The 16,620-nt window shown below is 43.9% G+C and carries 13 protein-coding genes and 1 pseudogene; 7 read left to right on the top strand and 7 right to left on the bottom strand.

From position 1 onward, the window contains the following. Positions 1-529, bottom strand: a pseudogene (locus tag HEQ19_15545) (N-acetyltransferase). 158 nt (positions 530-687) lie between these two features. On the opposite strand from HEQ19_15545, the gene HEQ19_15540 reads away from it, so the two are divergent. Next, entirely contained in the window at positions 688-4,023 is a 3,336-nt protein-coding gene (locus HEQ19_15540) for a DEAD/DEAH box helicase (protein WYM00713.1), read from the top strand. A 522-nt stretch (positions 4,024-4,545) separates the two neighbouring features. On the opposite strand, the gene HEQ19_15535 is transcribed toward HEQ19_15540, so the two are convergent. Both HEQ19_15535 and tnpA read right to left on the bottom strand, forming a co-directional pair. After that, complete coding sequence (locus HEQ19_15535; protein ID WYM03433.2) at positions 4,546-5,865, bottom strand: hypothetical protein; 1,320 nt, start codon at positions 5,863-5,865, stop codon at positions 4,546-4,548. A 732-nt stretch (positions 5,866-6,597) separates the two neighbouring features. Then, a complete protein-coding gene (tnpA, locus tag HEQ19_15530; protein ID WYM00712.1) occupies positions 6,598-7,005 on the bottom strand; it encodes an IS200/IS605 family transposase in 408 nt (135 codons plus the stop codon). Between the two features lie 103 nt (positions 7,006-7,108). Here tnpA and HEQ19_15525 point away from each other — a divergent pair, with 103 nt between their 5' ends. Next, positions 7,109-8,416, top strand: a complete 1,308-nt coding sequence (locus tag HEQ19_15525) for a transposase (GenBank protein ID WYM03432.1) — start codon at positions 7,109-7,111, stop codon at positions 8,414-8,416. A gap of 61 nt (positions 8,417-8,477) precedes the next feature. Here HEQ19_15525 and HEQ19_15520 read toward each other — a convergent pair whose 3' ends face one another. After that, complete coding sequence (locus HEQ19_15520; GenBank protein ID WYM00711.1) at positions 8,478-8,759, bottom strand: hypothetical protein; 282 nt, start codon at positions 8,757-8,759, stop codon at positions 8,478-8,480. 125 nt (positions 8,760-8,884) lie between these two features. Between HEQ19_15520 and HEQ19_31065 the strand changes: the two genes are divergently transcribed. The 3 genes from HEQ19_31065 to HEQ19_15505 are packed head-to-tail and all read left to right on the top strand — an operon-like array spanning position 8,885 to position 10,555. Beyond that, the gene (locus HEQ19_31065) at positions 8,885-9,181 is read left to right on the top strand and encodes an excisionase family DNA-binding protein (protein WZI66924.1); all 297 of its coding nucleotides are present in this window, start codon (positions 8,885-8,887) and stop codon (positions 9,179-9,181) included. Next, a complete protein-coding gene (locus HEQ19_15510; protein ID WYM03431.2) occupies positions 9,112-9,684 on the top strand; it encodes a tetratricopeptide repeat protein in 573 nt (190 codons plus the stop codon). The genes HEQ19_31065 and HEQ19_15510 overlap by 70 nt, the downstream gene beginning before the upstream one ends. A gap of 34 nt (positions 9,685-9,718) precedes the next feature. Beyond that, complete coding sequence (locus tag HEQ19_15505) at positions 9,719-10,555, top strand: SWIM zinc finger family protein (protein ID WYM00710.1); 837 nt, start codon at positions 9,719-9,721, stop codon at positions 10,553-10,555. Between the two features lie 618 nt (positions 10,556-11,173). Here HEQ19_15505 and HEQ19_15500 read toward each other — a convergent pair. The 3 genes from HEQ19_15500 to psbD form a co-directional block, all read right to left on the bottom strand. Further along, positions 11,174-11,797: a Uma2 family endonuclease gene (locus HEQ19_15500; protein ID WYM00709.1), complete on the bottom strand. Its 624-nt coding sequence runs from the start codon at positions 11,795-11,797 to the stop codon at positions 11,174-11,176. Between the two features lie 97 nt (positions 11,798-11,894). Further along, the gene (gene psbC, locus HEQ19_15495) at positions 11,895-13,283 is read right to left on the bottom strand and encodes a photosystem II reaction center protein CP43 (GenBank protein WYM00708.1); all 1,389 of its coding nucleotides are present in this window, start codon (positions 13,281-13,283) and stop codon (positions 11,895-11,897) included. Further along, positions 13,267-14,322, bottom strand: a complete 1,056-nt coding sequence (gene psbD, locus HEQ19_15490) for a photosystem II D2 protein (photosystem q(a) protein) (protein WYM00707.1) — start codon at positions 14,320-14,322, stop codon at positions 13,267-13,269. The genes psbC and psbD overlap by 17 nt, the downstream gene beginning before the upstream one ends. A 586-nt stretch (positions 14,323-14,908) precedes the next feature. On the opposite strand from psbD, the gene HEQ19_15485 reads away from it, so the two are divergent. Both HEQ19_15485 and HEQ19_15480 read left to right on the top strand, forming a co-directional pair. Next, the gene (locus HEQ19_15485) at positions 14,909-15,475 is read left to right on the top strand and encodes a photosystem I assembly protein Ycf4 (protein WYM03430.1); all 567 of its coding nucleotides are present in this window, start codon (positions 14,909-14,911) and stop codon (positions 15,473-15,475) included. A gap of 302 nt (positions 15,476-15,777) precedes the next feature. Then, on the top strand, positions 15,778-16,563 hold the full coding sequence (locus tag HEQ19_15480; protein ID WYM00706.1) for a peptidylprolyl isomerase: 786 nt from the start codon (positions 15,778-15,780) through the stop codon (positions 16,561-16,563). The last annotated feature ends 57 nt before the right edge of the window (positions 16,564-16,620 follow it).

The following is a 16,620-nucleotide window of genomic DNA, read 5'->3' as shown; positions in this document are numbered from 1 at the left end:
CTAGATCAGCGCGTCTATCACTTGCTGACGGACTAGCTTCACCGCCTGGGGAATGCGTCCAATGATCTCAAATCCCAATGACTGCCACAATGTAATTGAAGGTATATTAGTTTCAAACACCAAATTGAACATCACCGCCTCGTAGTCAAGGCTTGCGGCAATCAGGAGCATCGCCTCCCCCATGAGCCGCCCTATACCCTGACCACGCATTTGAGGTTGTACAATAAAACCAGCGTTACAAATATGGCTACAGCGAAGAGTGAAAGTTTGGCTTCAAGTAAAATGCCCCTAATATTTCTTTTTGCTTGTGTTTAGTATCCAGCTCAACTGTTCTGACAACAAAGGCATCCTGACTCAACCAGTAAGCCGCAAATTCTGATACAGAGAGAGGTTGCTTTTGTGGATAAGTTGCATCTTCAATAATCACCAGATTTAGTAATGCTCTTACTATCTCCAATTCTTGTGGATGCATATAATCTATTTCTCCGGGCATCCCATTTTTTAATTTTTTATACAAGGGTAACTTCATTATTAGCAAAAAATAGGCAATCCATAGTTACAGATATTTATTATAGTTTATATTTAAGTATAATAAATATCTGTGAAACAATACAAAAAAGTAATTCTGTAATTAGAAAATAAACCGATTAGATATTTTAGTTACGCGAAAATTAGAGTAGTTGAAAAATGGCAATTTTACACGGTATTTGGTTAAATATAAATCAAAATGGTAGTTTATTTATTTGGGGAGAAACTTGGCGGGCATCGCGGGTAAATTCCGAGTTTAGTCCATTTACAGATATACCATCACATCCATTGGCAATGACACCAATTGAGTTGAGTGAGTGGTTGCGATCTGCCTTCAAAAGCAGCGTTTCTCTGCGTTCCCTGCGGGACGCTACGCGTTCGCGTAGCGTCCCGCAGGGAACGCGATCGCAGAATCTGAAAATTTCTCCCCTCAAAGAGCAACCCCAAGTTACTGTTAGTGCTGGGCGAAAGCGTAAAAGTACACCTGCTGCCGAAATCAGTTTACCAACTCACACCCAAATCATTGCGCTACCAACTTACATCACAGAAAGCAGTGAAGACGGGACTGTAGCAATTTCTCCTGTGCATTCTGCTACCAATGGCTTGGCAACAGATACGCCACAATACCTACAACCGTGGCAAGTTGAGGGTTTTTGTCTCAACCCCAGCGAAGCGATGAAATTTCTCACATCTCTTCCCCTGAGTAATGTTAATGGTGAAGATGCCTTTTTGGGACCAGATTTACGCTTTTGGTCACAGATTGCCCGTTGGAGTTTAGATTTAACATCGCGATGTAAATTTTTACCAACTATCCAGCCACAATCAGATGGTGCGATGATTGCTAAGTGGCAAGTACTGCTAGACAGTGCCGTGGATGGGACACGCCTAGAAAAATTTTCGGCGAAAATGCCTCTGGCTTGTCGGACTTATCACTGGGGAGAAGGGGACAAGGTGACAAGGGGAGAATCTTTCGCCCCCAATTCCCCATCCCCAATTTATGTAGATTTCCCACTGCCACCGCAAGAATTGCTACTAGCATTTCTCAACAGTATGATAGATGCCCAAGTGCGAGGAATGATCAATTCCCAACCACCAATCGAAGCGAAAATGATGGCAACTTTACCATCAGCGGTGCGACACTGGTTGCAAGCCTTAACGAGTGCATCTCATCATGAAAGCGCAGACGCGATTGGTATCGAACGCCTGCAAGCGGCGCTGAAGGCTTGGACTATGCCCTTACAACACCAATTAACAGGGAAAACTCTCTTTCACACTTGTTTTCAATTGCGCCCGCCAGAGTCTGAAGAAACAGATTGGACACTGGCGTATTACCTCCAAGCGGCGGATGATCCAGAATTTTTGGTGGATGCAGCCACGATTTGGCAAAATCCAGTTGAGAGATTTGTGTATCAAAATCGTACAATTGAACAACCACAAGAAACCTTCTTGCGGGGTTTGGGGTTAGCTTCCCGATTGTATTCAGCTGTAGCACCCAGTTTGGAAACAGAATATCCCCAATCTTGTCGCCTCAACCCCATACAAGCTTATGAATTTATCAAGTCTGTAACTTGGAGATTTGAAGATAGCGGTTTAGGGGTGATTTTACCGCCCAGTTTGGCGAACCGTGAAGGATGGGCGAACCGTTTGGGTTTGAAAATCGCCGCCGAAACGCCAAAGCAAAAACAGGGGCGCTTAGGGCTACAAAGTCTGCTAAATTTTCAGTGGCAATTGGCAATTGGTGGGCAGACGATTTCTAAAGCCGAATTTGACCGTTTGGTGGCGTTAAATAGCCCATTAGTCAAAATTAACGACGAATGGGTAGAATTGCGCCCCCAAGATATTAAAATAGCTCAAAACTTCTTTGCCTCCCGTAAAGAGCAAATGTCCCTGTCCTTAGAAGATGCTTTACGTATCAGTAACGGAGATACCCAGGTGATCGAAAAATTACCCGTGGTGAATTTTGAGGCTTCTGGGACGTTGCAAGAGTTGATTGGGGCGCTAACCAATAATCAGTCTATCGCACCTTTACCCACACCAAAAAGCTTCCAAGGGCAATTGCGCCCTTATCAAGAACGAGGTGCTGCTTGGCTGGCATTTTTGGAACGTTGGGGCTTGGGCGCGTGTCTCGCCGACGACATGGGACTCGGTAAAACCGTGGAGTTTATTGCCTTTTTATTACACCTCAAAGAACAGGATCTATTAGAAAAACCAACACTGCTAGTTTGTCCCACTTCTGTTTTAGGTAACTGGCAAAGAGAAGTAAAAAAATTCGCACCCAAACTCAAAGTTTTGGAATATCACGGTGATAAACGCCCCAAAGGTAAGGCATTTCTGGAAATAATACAAAAGTATGATTTAGTCATTACCAGCTATTCACTAATTCACCGAGATATTAAATTATTACAAAGCATTTCTTGGCAATGCCTTATATTAGATGAAGCGCAAAATGTGAAAAATTCGGAAGCGAAACAGTCCCAGGCGGTACGACAATTAGAGTCAACATTTCGTATTGCCTTAACTGGGACACCAGTAGAAAATAGACTCCAAGAACTGTGGTCTATTTTAGATTTTCTCAATCCTGGTTATTTGGGCAATCGGCAATTTTTTCAACGGCGATTTTCTATGCCAATTGAAAAGTATGGTGATACCGATTCTTTAAATCAATTACGTTCTTTAGTTCAACCCTTTATTTTGCGGCGGTTAAAAACTGACAGAGAAATCATTCAAGACTTACCAGAAAAGCAGGAAATGACGGTATTTTGTGGTCTGAGTGCAGAACAAGCCACACTTTATCAAACAGTAGTAGAACAGTCTTTAACCGAAATTGATGAAGCCACAGGATTGCAAAGACGGGGCATGATTTTGGGTTTATTAGTTAAACTCAAACAAATCTGTAATCACCCGGCACAATATTTGAAATTAGCGACATTAGAAGCACATCATTCAGCCAAACTGCAACGGCTCAACGAAATGTTAGAAGAAGTTTTAGCAGAAGGCGATAGCGCTTTAATTTTCACTCAATTTGCTGAATGGGGCAAGTTATTACAACCTTATTTACAACAACAGCTAGGGCGAGAAATTTTGTTTTTGTATGGTAGCACTAGTAAAAAACAACGAGAAGAAATGCTCGACCGTTTCCAAAACGACCCCCAAGCGCCGCCAATTATGATTCTGTCACTGAAAGCTGGTGGTGTAGGACTAAATTTAACACGGGCAAATCATGTTTTTCACTTTGACAGATGGTGGAATCCAGCCGTAGAAAACCAAGCCACAGACCGAGTATTTCGGATTGGTCAAACCCGCAACGTCCAAGTACATAAATTTGTCTGCACTGGCACCTTAGAAGAGAAAATCCATGACATGATTGAAAGTAAGAAACAACTCGCAGAACAAGTCGTAGGCGCCGGTGAAGAATGGTTAACCGAAATGGATACAGACCAACTCCGCAACTTACTACTACTTGACCGCAACGCGGTAATTGATGAGGATGAGTGAATCAATTTTGGATTTTGGATACTTCTCTACGAACGCGAGTGCGTGTCGCAGACAGAGGCTACGCCAACGACTTAAGAGCGGGCGCCGAAGGCTACGCTCAGTACAAGTTTTGGATTTTAGATTGACCCCATGCATGAATGCAGGGGCTTCAATTAAAATTTTTTGATACTTCTCTACGAACGCGAGTGCGTGTCGCAGACAGAGGCTACGCCAACGACTTAAGAGCGGGCGCCGAAGGCTACGCTCAGTACAAGTTTTGGATTTTAGATTTATTAAGCGAATAAATTCGGGGGCTTCAGACCAGTTTAGATTTTAAATTTTGAATCTTCAATCCAAAATTTAAAATCTAAAATCTAAAATTCGGTGAGGAGTTAGCCTTTCAAGGTGGGTAAAAATTTTGCTCAAAGAAATCCCTGTTTAATCTTTTGTCTGTGTGGTTAAATAAATAACTTTTAACCGCTGAGGACGCAGAGAGCGCAGAGAAAAAAACAAATTTTACGACTCACCTTGAAAGGCTTAACTTTACACTATTGTGTTATAGGTGTAACTTACATTATTGGCAAAGTTAAATTGCTCAAATCCAGTGGTGGTCATGGTAATGCCGTCTAGCTGAAAAATAACAGTATTGTTATTTCCACTACCAAAACTTATCTGAAAGTTGTCTTTATTGTAAGCAATAAGGCTGAGTGTATCGTAACCGATACCACCCTCAACTTTAGCGTTACCAAAACCTTCCACAAAATCGTTACCCTCTCTCGTCTTTATGTTGACACCACCTCCAAAACTGGAGGCGATCACCCGATCATCTCCATTACCCGTATCAATAGTTCCGCCAAAGATACCGTAAGACTCAGAGGCGGTAGCATAGGCAACAATAAGATCGTCTCCACTCCCGGTACTAATCAACCCTCTAGTGTTGTCAATGGCGATCGCCTTATCAGAAGCCAAAGCAGCAGCTTCTATACTATCGTCTCCATTCCCGGTAGTAATAAACCCTTTAGTGTTGTCAATGGCGATCGCCTTATCAGAAACCGAAGCAGTAGCATTGGCGACGGCTTGGGCTAAAGCTTGACTGTTGGGGATGGAATTAGTGAAAGCAAAACCACTAGCGATTTGAAACTGATTAGGATTAGGATTAGTACTGGCAGTAGCACTGACAGTATCCGAATCATCTCCAGTGTTAAGTATACCTCCAGCATTCTTGATACCGATGGCAGTGATGCTTGCCTTAGCTAAACTTGTAGCTATTGCTTCTGCGAAAGCTGTCAGTCCTTGAGACGTAGGAGCTTCGGAGATAGCCTCAACAATGGCTGAAGCATCTACAGTGGCTACGGCTACCGCACTAATGCCACCTATAGCATCACTACCAATGCCGTCATTTCCGCTACCTGTATATATCGCACCTCCGGAGTTATCAATGCCCACAGCGGTGGTTGTAACGTTAATAGAGGCAAAAGATCGGGCTATCGCAGTAGCATCTGCTTCCTGAGCAATGGCTACGGCCTGAGACACTGTCTCTGCACTGGCACTGATTTTAGCTTCTGCTGTGCCACTGAGTATATCGTCTCCTTTGGCTGTATTGATAACTCCTTGGTTTTTGATACCATAGATAGCAACAGTAGCCTCAGCACTCAAGTCAGCAGAGCTGATCGCATTCAGGTCTTGAGATGCGACCTCTACAAAGGCTCCCAAAGCGAAATCCCCATTTATACTGGCAGTACCGATGATTTGATCATCACCTTGCAATGTATTTACAGATGAGGTATTGAATATCTCACTACCTGGATTGACTACATCAGAGTTGTTGGTAAATTGGACGTTGCTTAAGTTTAAGCCTGTCATCAAATTATCCTCTTAATATTGATTAAGTCCGCAAACTTCGTGAACACTGCCCACAAGGTAAGTAGGTAGGCCTTAAAAAATATAAGATAAACCTCAACCCCCAGCCCCCTTCCCTACAAGGGTTGGGCGAGTCAAAGCCTCTTCCCTACAAGGGGAGAAGAATGGAACCGAGGTTTTATATTTAATTGTGCCGAGCTACTTAAAAGTAAGGTATTTAGAAACCCTAGACAGTGCCCAAACTACAAAAATTGTCATCAGAGGATGTTTTAAAAGTCCCTAAAGGTGTAATTTTGCTGCTTTGACTTGGGTTAACAGCAATGAAACGGAAAATCAAGGTTTTAGCTATGCACTGAGATACTTTGCCGTTCTAAGCATGAGAGCAAAATACCCTTTTAAAACATCATCTCAGCAACTTATGCACGAAGTTATCTTAAATAAGCATATCACTATTTATTCCCTTACCGCTGAAAAATACTTATATGTATTGCATTATAATACATGCGTGTTTACAAGCTGCCGAAGAAGTAAACTAAGGGAGTCCACCACACAAACTTTGCTGGGTAAAGGAATAAACCACATACTCCTACGGAGAAGCAAGCGACGTGGAGCGTGTCGTAGACAGACGCTGGGCGAACGCGTTTCATAGAACCTCGCGGGATGCGGGAAACTCAGACACTTCAGTGCTGAGAGGGAAGCGGCACGAGCGACTTTAGTCGCAGTGTCGTTTTCTTTTTAATTTGAGGCGTGGTGAGGATCTTCAATGTACTTCCTAACTGCCTCGCTACTTATGTTACCAGCAGTACTCACAAAATAACTACTTGTCCACAGCGAGGGAAGCTTCAGAAGTACAGGAAATTCTTTTCTTAGAAGGTAACTACTTCGTCCTTTAAAAGCCTTAATTACTAAATGTGGTGTATCTGTAGGCTTGACGCTAACAAATAAGTGAATATGGTCAGGCGCTACCTCTAGGGCTAGAATATCCCATTTTTTTTCTATAGCTAATTCAGCAAATATCTGCCTAGTTCTAGTTGCTATCTCTCCTGTTAAAACTTTCTTGCGACGTTTAGGTATAAAGACAAAGTGATAGTTAATTAAGTATTTTACATGGTTATGGGTATTATAATCTTCCTGAATCAGCATCCTAGATTAGTAGATATATATTGACTTATCTACTATAGTCAATTAGTATATATAAAGCAACTAATTTTGTGGGTGTTTTAGGGTGGGAAAACCCAATAAAAACATGGGTGTACAACAAGTCCTGTTGTCTCCAGACAAGGAAACAAAAGCACTATTACAATATCTTTCTGAACAATCAGGAAAACTTTACAACATCGGAGTTTACTTTGCACGACAAACCTTTTTTAAGACAAATAAGTTATTAACAGGTAAGTTTGACTTAGCCTTTGAACCTTCAATTGCTAAGTCAATGCTTGCTCAATCTTTGCCTTCCACGCCAATGCAACAAACTTTAATGTCAGTTACAGAGGCATTTAAGTCTTTCAAAGAATTGATAAACTTATATTTAAAAGGTGAATTACATTTCAGACCAAAAGCACCGGGATATCTTAAGGGTTCTAAGTTATTCAAAGTTGTGTATCCTAATTCAGGAGGACAAAAACCAACATTAATTAATGGACAACTTAGGTTTTCTCTGGGTTTAACAGTTAGAAGATGGTTTGGGATATCTGAGTTTTTTCTTCCAATGCCATCAAACATTGACTACTCAAAGGTAAAAGAGTTTACGATTCTGCCAAAGAATGGTGCTTTTTATCTAGAAATGTCCTATATAGTGGATAAACAAAAACACGACCTAGATATAAACCAGGCATTATCTATTGACCTTGGAACTGCTGATAATTTAGCTGCTTGTGTCGATACATTGGGTAATTCCTTGTTGATTGATGCTCGTGCAATGAAGGCGATGAATCAACTCTGGAATAAGAAAGTATCGACACGAAAAGAAGGCAAGCCAGAGGTTTATTGGGATAACTGGTTAGACCGTGTAACCCGTAAACGCAACCACCAAATGCGGGATGGCATTAACAAAGCAGCTAAGTTAATTATTGACCACTGTCTTAAACATGGCGTTGGTACTCTAGTAGTTGGATGGAATGAAGGCTTTAAGGAATCTGCTAACATGGGTAGAGTGAACAATCAAAAGTTTGTTCAAATGCCCTTGGGTAAACTGAAAGACAGATTAAAACAACTGTGTGATTTACACGGCATTAGGTTTATTGAAACAGAGGAAGCCTACACGAGCAAGTCGAGCTTTTTAGATGGAGACTCCCTTCCCAAATATGGTGAAAAGCCAGTTGGTTGGAAAGCATCTGGAAAGCGGATTAAGAGAGGGCTGTATCAGTCAGCGAATGGTTCAATTGTGAACGCGGATTTGAACGGAAGCGCGAATATTTTGCGAAAAGTAGCCAGCAATCTAAGCATAGACTTAGGCTTACTGGGTAGGCGGTGTTTGACGACCGCAACGAGAGTTAGACTTTGGGTTCTTCCAAATTCTCCTCTGTCCGTAGAATCTCAGAGTCTTCAGACCTGAGAGTGTCAATGAGGCATTGCAGGGAGCGGCTAATCAACCAGGAGATACCAAAGTTATGCTCTCAAATGTGATGAATCATTTGGGTAAAACTGTGCCAGAAAGCGCCAGAACTCTCTTTACAAAAGAACAAACGCCATTTTTTGATGCCGCAACGGAAGATTTTCCCATTGCCATGTTGCGGGGAGGAAAGGGACTCTGCGACTTCTCGACGCTTTTCTTCTAGCTGAATTCTTAAATGACCAGGTATTGACAGCTTATCAAATCCGGCAGCTTGCTCTTCTAAAATTTGTAGTGACCGACGTGCCATTGCCAATGCAGGTGTGATCACTTCTTGATCAGTCATAATTTTGGGTAAGTCTGGGGCTGTGGTAAATTTTGAGAGTAATTTATAGGACGCAATTTACCTAGACATAATAGACATATCCCGACATATTCTGATATTATGGGATAAGTAACTTTTCTTAGTCCATGACGGTTAACTATGTACCTCCAAGAGTCGCTGCTACCAGATTGGGAGTCAGCACCAAAACACTCGAAAGGTGGCTCGAAGACGGGAAAATCGAAGGCATCTTTACCCAAGGTGGGCAAAGAAGATATAACCTCGATTCAGTGATGCTGGTTGGGGTGCCTACGATGTTGCTTGGATTCACTACTATCGCGCCGAGACAGAACGGGCAGCCAGTTGGGCAGCCCAGATGGCAGAGGCGATGGAACGGGGCAATAATCGTCGGGATAAGGCTACTGCAATCAGGTTGCAAGGATTAATTGCAGAACAACGCCAGAACTGGGCAGAGGCGCAGGGGCTGTATCAGGAGGCGTTAGCAATTTACCGAGAGTTGGGGGAGGAAGACGATGAGGCGATCGCTCTCAACAATTTGGGAGGGGTTGCGCGATCGCAGGGAGAATATGATCGTGCCGAGTCCTACTTCAAGCAAGGATTGGCGATCGCAGAAAAACTAGGAAATAAAGCAACACAAGCAACCTATTGCGGCAACTTGGGACTTCTCGCCCTTGACCGCAACCAACCCACAGCAGCCCGCCCCTGGTACGAGCGTCAGTTAGCCCTAGCCCAGGAAGTGGGACTGCAAAACTTGGTGGCTGATGCTCAATCAGGGCTAGCGCAAGTCCTGGAAGAGGAGGGGCGCTACACAGAGGCGCTAACCTTAGCACAGTTTGCCCTGGAAATCCGCGAGCGCCTGCGGGATAAGGAGTTGGATTGGACGCGCCAATTGGTCGAGCGGTTGCGCCGCCAGGCTGGGATAGAATAATTGTTATTTTTGAATTTTGAATTTTGAATTAATTATGACTAATGATACTCTGCAAGCAAGTCGCGAATGGTGGTCACAACGGTGGCTAGATTTATTAGATTCCTATCGCTTTAAGAAACGTTTAGAACGCGCTAGAAACTATTCTCGCCAGGGAAATGTTCTCAGCATCGAATTTCAAGGCGCAAAAGTATTAGCTAAAGTACAAGGTAGCGAACCAGAACCTTATAAAGTTTCCCTCTCTTTGGAACCATTTACTGAAGAAGAATGGGGTTATGTAATTGAAACAATGTCTAAACGGGCGATTTTTGCTGCCAAGCTTTTAGCAGGAGAAATGCCACAAAATATTGAGGAAGTATTCACGACAAATGGACTGTCTTTATTTCCTTTTACTCTATCTGATGTTAGTAGTAAATGTTCTTGTCCTGATAAAGCAAATCCTTGTAAACATGTTGGTGCAGTTTACTATCAGTTAGGTGATAGGTTTAGTGAAGATCCGTTTGTACTATTTGAATTACGCGGACGCACCAAAGAGCAAATCCTCGGCAATTTACGCAAATTACGCGGTGCAAACATTGACGTTTCTGAAACCGAAGCGCCTGAATTGGAACAGTTAAATTCTGACAACCAATACAAGATTAATATTGACTCATTCTGGCAATATAATGAGGCGTTAGAGTCTTCTTTAGTAGTGATTGCGCCTTCGGGTAGCGAGACTATCTTAGATGTATTGGGAGCAATTCCCTTAGCAAAGGAAGAGGAAAATGCAGTAAATTCAACTTCAGGTGATGTGGTGATGAAATATTTACAGACTGTTTACCAAAATGTCAGCCAGAAGGCTGTTTTAGCAGCGATGAATGTGGGAGAAAGTTGATTTTGAGGCACTAAACAATTAAAAAATATCCATCCAAATCGGTAATTAAACACACAGCAAAGAAAATCAGGGAATAAAAAACTCCACCCACACTTCGGCAAGCTCAGTGCATCGCAAGGGGATGGAGTTTTAGGGCATGGGGAATGGGGCATGGGGCATGGTAAAGATTCCCAATGCCCAATGCCCAATGCCCAAAGTCGGCGGGCGGTGGTCACTGAGCGGTCGTTGTGCTGTCCCTCTCCACCCACAAGGGGATGGAGTTTCGGCTCTTGCGTGTATAGCGTGCTTAATTATTAATGAAAGTCGATTAAATTGCTTTAATAACAAGGCTTATAGGCGTTTATAATTTGATTTTTAGTAACAGTAGCTCAAATACAAAAAATAATGGCTTTTATCGGAGCCAGGCAAGGGTTTCAAACTTATTTTTTAACAAATTCAGCACGCTAAGTACGGAAGAGCCGCAGTTTTCAGGTATTTAGACCACACCCCGATATCTGTATTTCTTTATTCCTTTGCGCCTTCTCTGCGAGACGCTCCGCGAATGCGCCTTCCCTACGGGACGCTCCGCGAATGCGTGAGATATAAAAATGTGGTTCATTTACCTGAAAATCGCTGTAATTAAATCACCGAATCAAATATTTGTTGAGCGGTTAGATTCAACTGCAAAAAAGTAGGCGATACAATGCGGTCAGCACCTCTAAATGGCGTCATTTGGTATTCGCCATCGATTAATTCACACACGAAAATAGTAGGAACTTTGGGATTTCCGATAAATTTGCGCCCACCCAAAGCAGCATAATCCACAATCCAGTATTCGGGAATACCCATAGTTTCATAATCCCTAATTTTGTTGTAATAATCATCTTGCCAATTGGTACTTACTACCTCAATGATTAAGGGTATGGATTGAGGATAAATTAGGGTGGATTGCTTTTTCCACAATGGTTCATGAATGAGGTTATCGTGATTAATAAGCAACATGTCGGGTATGTAAGCTGACTTACCATTGAGTGTTTTCACGAATGCAGACGCTGAAACTCGATAAGGTAGCTTAGACTCTTGAATTGCTAATAGCATTACTTCAAGTAAAAAACTGATAATATCCGTGTGGTCGCCCGTTGCTGGTGGCATTTCAACAATCACCCCATCATATAATTCGTAACGTACCAATGAGTTTTCTGGATACCATTCACTAAATTCATCGAAGGTAAGTAACTTTAGTTCTGGTTGTGTTTGGGTCATAAAAGTTAATGCCTCACGTGTTTTTTAGGTATAAAAAAGCCCTTGCTTTTACGCAAGAGCCTATAATGATTGTCAGTGATGAAGGAAAACTTATAAGTTAGTCGAGTTCATTCATAGCCATAACTGGCTCATTCTCACGGTCAATACCTTTCTCAAAACCACCAGCAGCAGCACGAGCGCGACCAGAGTGCCACAAGTGACCAATGAGGAAGAAGAAACCTAATACGAAGTGAGCGCAGGCTAACCACGCACGAGGAGATACGTAGTTGAAGGAGTTGATTTCGGTAGCCACACCACCTACGGAGTTCAGAGAACCCAGAGGAGCGTGGGTCATGTATTCAGCAGCACGACGAGCTTGCCAAGGCTGAATATCATTCTTGATTTTATCCAGGTCAAGACCGTTGGGACCACGTAGAGGCTCTAACCAAGGACCACGGAAATCCCAGAAGCGCATGGTTTCACCACCAAAGATGATTTCACCAGTGGGGGAGCGCATCAAGTATTTACCTAGACCTGTGGGGCCTTGTGCGGAACCGACGTTAGCACCTAAGCGTTGGTCACGAACCAAGAAGGTCATAGCTTGAGCTTGAGAAGCTTCAGGACCCGTAGGACCAAAGAATTCGCTGGGGTACACGGTGTTGTTGTACCAAACCATGATGGAAGCAATGAAGCCCATCAAGGAGAGAGCGCCCAAGCTGTAGGAGAGGTAAGCCTCACCAGACCAAATGAACGCACGACGTGCCCAACCAAATGGCTTAGTGAAGATGTGCCAAATACCGCCAGAAATGCAGATGAAGGCGATCCAAATGTGTCCGCCGATGACATCTTCCAAGTTATCAACGCTGACAATCCAACCTTCGCCACCAAAGGGAGCTTTAATCAGATAGCCAAAGATAACTGCTGGGTTGAGAGTTGGGTTAGTAATGACGCGCACATCACCACCACCAGGTGCCCAGGTGTCATAAATACCACCAAAGAACATAGCCTTCAGCACCAACAGGAGCGCACCGCATCCGAGGATGATCAGGTGGAACCCGATGATGTTGGTCATCTTGTTCTTATCTTTCCAGTCGTAACCGAAGAAGGAGGAATATTCTTCTAAGGTTTCAGGTCCACGAACGGCGTGATAAATACCGCCAAAACCCAGAACGGCTGAAGAAATTAGGTGGAGTACACCGACAACAAAGTAGGGGAAGGTGTCGATAACTTCACCACCAGCACCAACACCCCAACCCAAGGTGGCGATGTGAGGTAGCAGGATTAAGCCTTGTTCATACATCGGCTTTTCGGGGACGAAGTGAGCGACTTCAAATAATGTCATCGCTCCAGCCCAGAAGACAATTAAACCAGCATGGGCAACGTGGGCACCAAGTAGTTTACCAGATAGATTGATTAAACGAGCGTTACCAGACCACCAGGCAAAACCTGATGACTCTTGGTCACGTCCCGCGCCAAGGGACATAGATTTATTAGAGAGCGTTACCACGTGGTAATACCTCCTCGGGGAATACAAATTGTTCGTGGGGTTGATCTTGAGGTGCCATCCAAGCACGGATACCCTCATTCAGCAAAATGTTCTTGGTATAGAATGTTTCAAATTCCGGGTCTTCTGCTGCCCGCAATTCTTGGGACACGAAGTCATAAGCCCGTAGGTTCAATGCCAAGCCGACAATCCCGACTGCAGCCATCCACAAGCCTGTGACTGGTACAAACAACATAAAGAAGTGTAACCAGCGTTTGTTAGAGAATGCAATCCCGAAAATCTGTGACCAGAAACGGTTTGCAGTCACCATTGAGTAGGTTTCTTCGGCTTGGGTAGGATTGAAGCCTCGGAAGGTGTTTGAAGATTCGCCATCTTCAAACAGGGTGTTTTCTACGGTTGCACCGTGAATCGCGCACAACAAAGCACCACCTAACACACCTGCTACACCCATCATGTGGAAGGGGTTGAGGGTGAAGTTATGGAAACCTTGGACAAACAAGATGAAACGGAAAATTCCCGCTACACCAAAGCTGGGTGCAAAGAACCAGCTAGATTGTCCCAAGGGGTACATTAAGAAGACGCTGACGAATACCGCGATGGGGGCTGAAAAAGCCAAGGCGTTGTAAGGACGGATACCTACTAGCCGGGCAATTTCAAATTGGCGCAACATGAAGCCAATTAAACCAAAAGCTCCGTGGAGGGCAACAAATGGCCATAATCCGCCCAACTGGAACCAGCGAGTCAAGTCTCCTTGAGCTTCAGGTCCCCACAACAGCAATAGGGAATGTCCCAAACTGTCTGCGGGAGTTGATACGGCAACGGTAATAAAGTTACAGCCTTCTAAGTAGGAGGAGGCTAAACCGTGGGTGTACCAAGAGGTGACGAAGGTTGTACCGGTGAGCCAACCGCCTAGTGCTAGGTAGGCGCAGGGGAATAATAATATCCCTGACCAACCTACGAATACGAAGCGATCGCGCTTCAACCAGTCGTCGAGAACGTCAAACCACCCTCTATTGGGGGCGCGTCCAACTGCGATGGTCATTGAACTAAAATCCTCTTTTTTACTAAAATTGCAACGTTTTTTTTGGCAGCCTCGTAAGTCCAGCACTCCGGGCTGTTTTCCCGGCTTGTACTGCTTCGGCTTTGCTGAAGGTTAACAAGTAGTCTGGTTTCTTCCATAAGCTGCCCCGAGGAATTAACGTTTTTTGGCAATCTCAGTAGCTTGACAGCATCTGAGATTCTGAGAACTTGCTGCCTATAAAGATCAACATTTCCCAGGGTTATGCCATTACCCGTATCATTGGCTAGTTACCTAATGTGTGGTAACTTAATGATTCTTAACTTATCACATTCCTTCGGGTTTTTGCCCGAAGCACCCAAGTGAATCAGGTATTTAACACGAAGCTATATAGATCTTATGAATATCAGAATTTTTACAATCTGACACAAGTTTTCTCAGAAATCTTACAAAGTTTACGGAATTGGGGACTGGGGACTGGGGACTGGGGATTGGGGATTGGGGACTGGGGATTGGGGAAAATTCTCGCCATCACTTCCCCAACTTGCAAGAGGTGGCGCTAAAATGGCAGACTTTGTGTAGAGAATATCTCACGGGCCAAGGTAGTTTCATGACGGCATCAACAATTAACAAGGGCGATCGCGTCCTGCATCAAAACGTTCTCGGCTCTCGTCGGTTCAGCAACTACTGGTGGGCAACTATCGTTACCTTGGGAGCCACAGGCTTTTTGCTAGCTGGCGTATCCAGTTACCTGAAAGTCAATTTACTCATAGTTACAGATCCCTCTCAACTGGTATTCGTCCCCCAAGGCTTAGTTATGGGGTTATATGGCACCGCTGGTGTGCTTTTAGCCTTATACCTATGGCTAGTGATTGTATGGGATGTGGGAGGCGGATATAACGAATTTAATCAGGAAAGTGGCACAATCAAAATTTTCCGCAACGGGTTTCCAGGTAAAAACCGTCAAATTGAAATTGATGGTCGCATCCAAGATGTCCAATCTGTGCGAATCACTGTCAAAGAAGGGTTGAATCCTGTTCGAGCCATCTATTTAAGGGTTAAGGGTCGGCGAGACATTCCTTTAACAAGGGTAGGTCAACCGTTATCCTTAACAGAGTTGGAAACTCAAGGAGCAGAATTAGCCCGCTTTTTGGGAGTTCCCCTAGAAGGACTTTAAGGGACTGGGGTTGATGGGGCGATGGGGTGATGGGGGAAAATTGATCCCCTTGTATCCAATTCCCAATCCCCAATCACCCATCTCCATGCATTAAGATACGGTGGTTGATTGACATACCTCCTCGTCCTAAAGGAGCGAGGATTCGTTGACACTTCCCTGGGATGCGCCATTAAGTGGTCTTATCGTCCCTCCATGTCCGTTTAAAGTCTCCCAATGCCCTATGGCGACTATAGTTAGTCTACCAGAAAGCCGTCGTAGAAGGAGGGGGCTTGTATCCCATTAATTTTGGTCAGTAATTTGTAATGCGGTTAAAACTTCCACAATTTTTGGTTGCTCTTTTGATGGTTGCTGCTTTGGTGTTAGGAGGATGTTCAGCGCAGCAAGGGGTTTCTAAAGCTTCTTCTCCAACTTCTACAGCTACTTCTACAGCAACCGAGACAAGCAGCAAGACAACCACTGAAGCAACATCAGTATCACAAACTAAGAGTGAGAGTATTCCTGGAATGAAAGATTTACCACGGCTCGAAGGCACAGCTACTGTGGTGATTACGGTTAAAGGTTCGCCGATTACTATCGAAGTAGACGGCACTAATGCCCCAATTACAGCTGGAAACTTCGTAGATTTAGTTCAAAAGGGTGTATATGATGGGTTAGTATTCCATCGAGTTGTGCGTGACCCCCAACCATTTGTAGTCCAAGGGGGCGATCCACAAGGCAAAGACCCGAAATTTCCAGAAAATAGACTGGGAACAGGTGGTTTTATTGACTCCACTGGGAAGCAGCGCTATATACCTTTAGAAATTAAACCCAAAGGAGCAAAAGAACCAGTTTACGGTAAGACGATTACCGAGACACCAATATTGACCCATAAACTTGGTGCAGTCGCAATGGCGCGATCGCAACAACCAGACTCTGCATCTTCTCAGTTTTACTTTGCTCTAGCAGATCTGGGATTTTTAGATGGTAACTACGCTGTCTTTGGTAATGTCACCGATGGCTTCGATGTAGTGAACAAAATTCAGCAAGGCGATCGCATCGACTCTGCTAAAGTCACCGAAGGTGCCGAAAACCTGAAAACTGGCGGTTAAGAATAGAGGGAGTAAGGAGTTAGGAGTTAGGAGTTAGGAGTTAGGAGTAATGAGTAA

It is taken from the genome of Gloeotrichia echinulata CP02 (assembly GCA_038087035.1).
Classification (GTDB): domain Bacteria; phylum Cyanobacteriota; class Cyanobacteriia; order Cyanobacteriales; family Nostocaceae; genus Gloeotrichia; species Gloeotrichia echinulata.
Note: the sequence above shows the minus strand (reverse complement) of the source record. Positions and strands in the feature narration are given on the sequence as shown.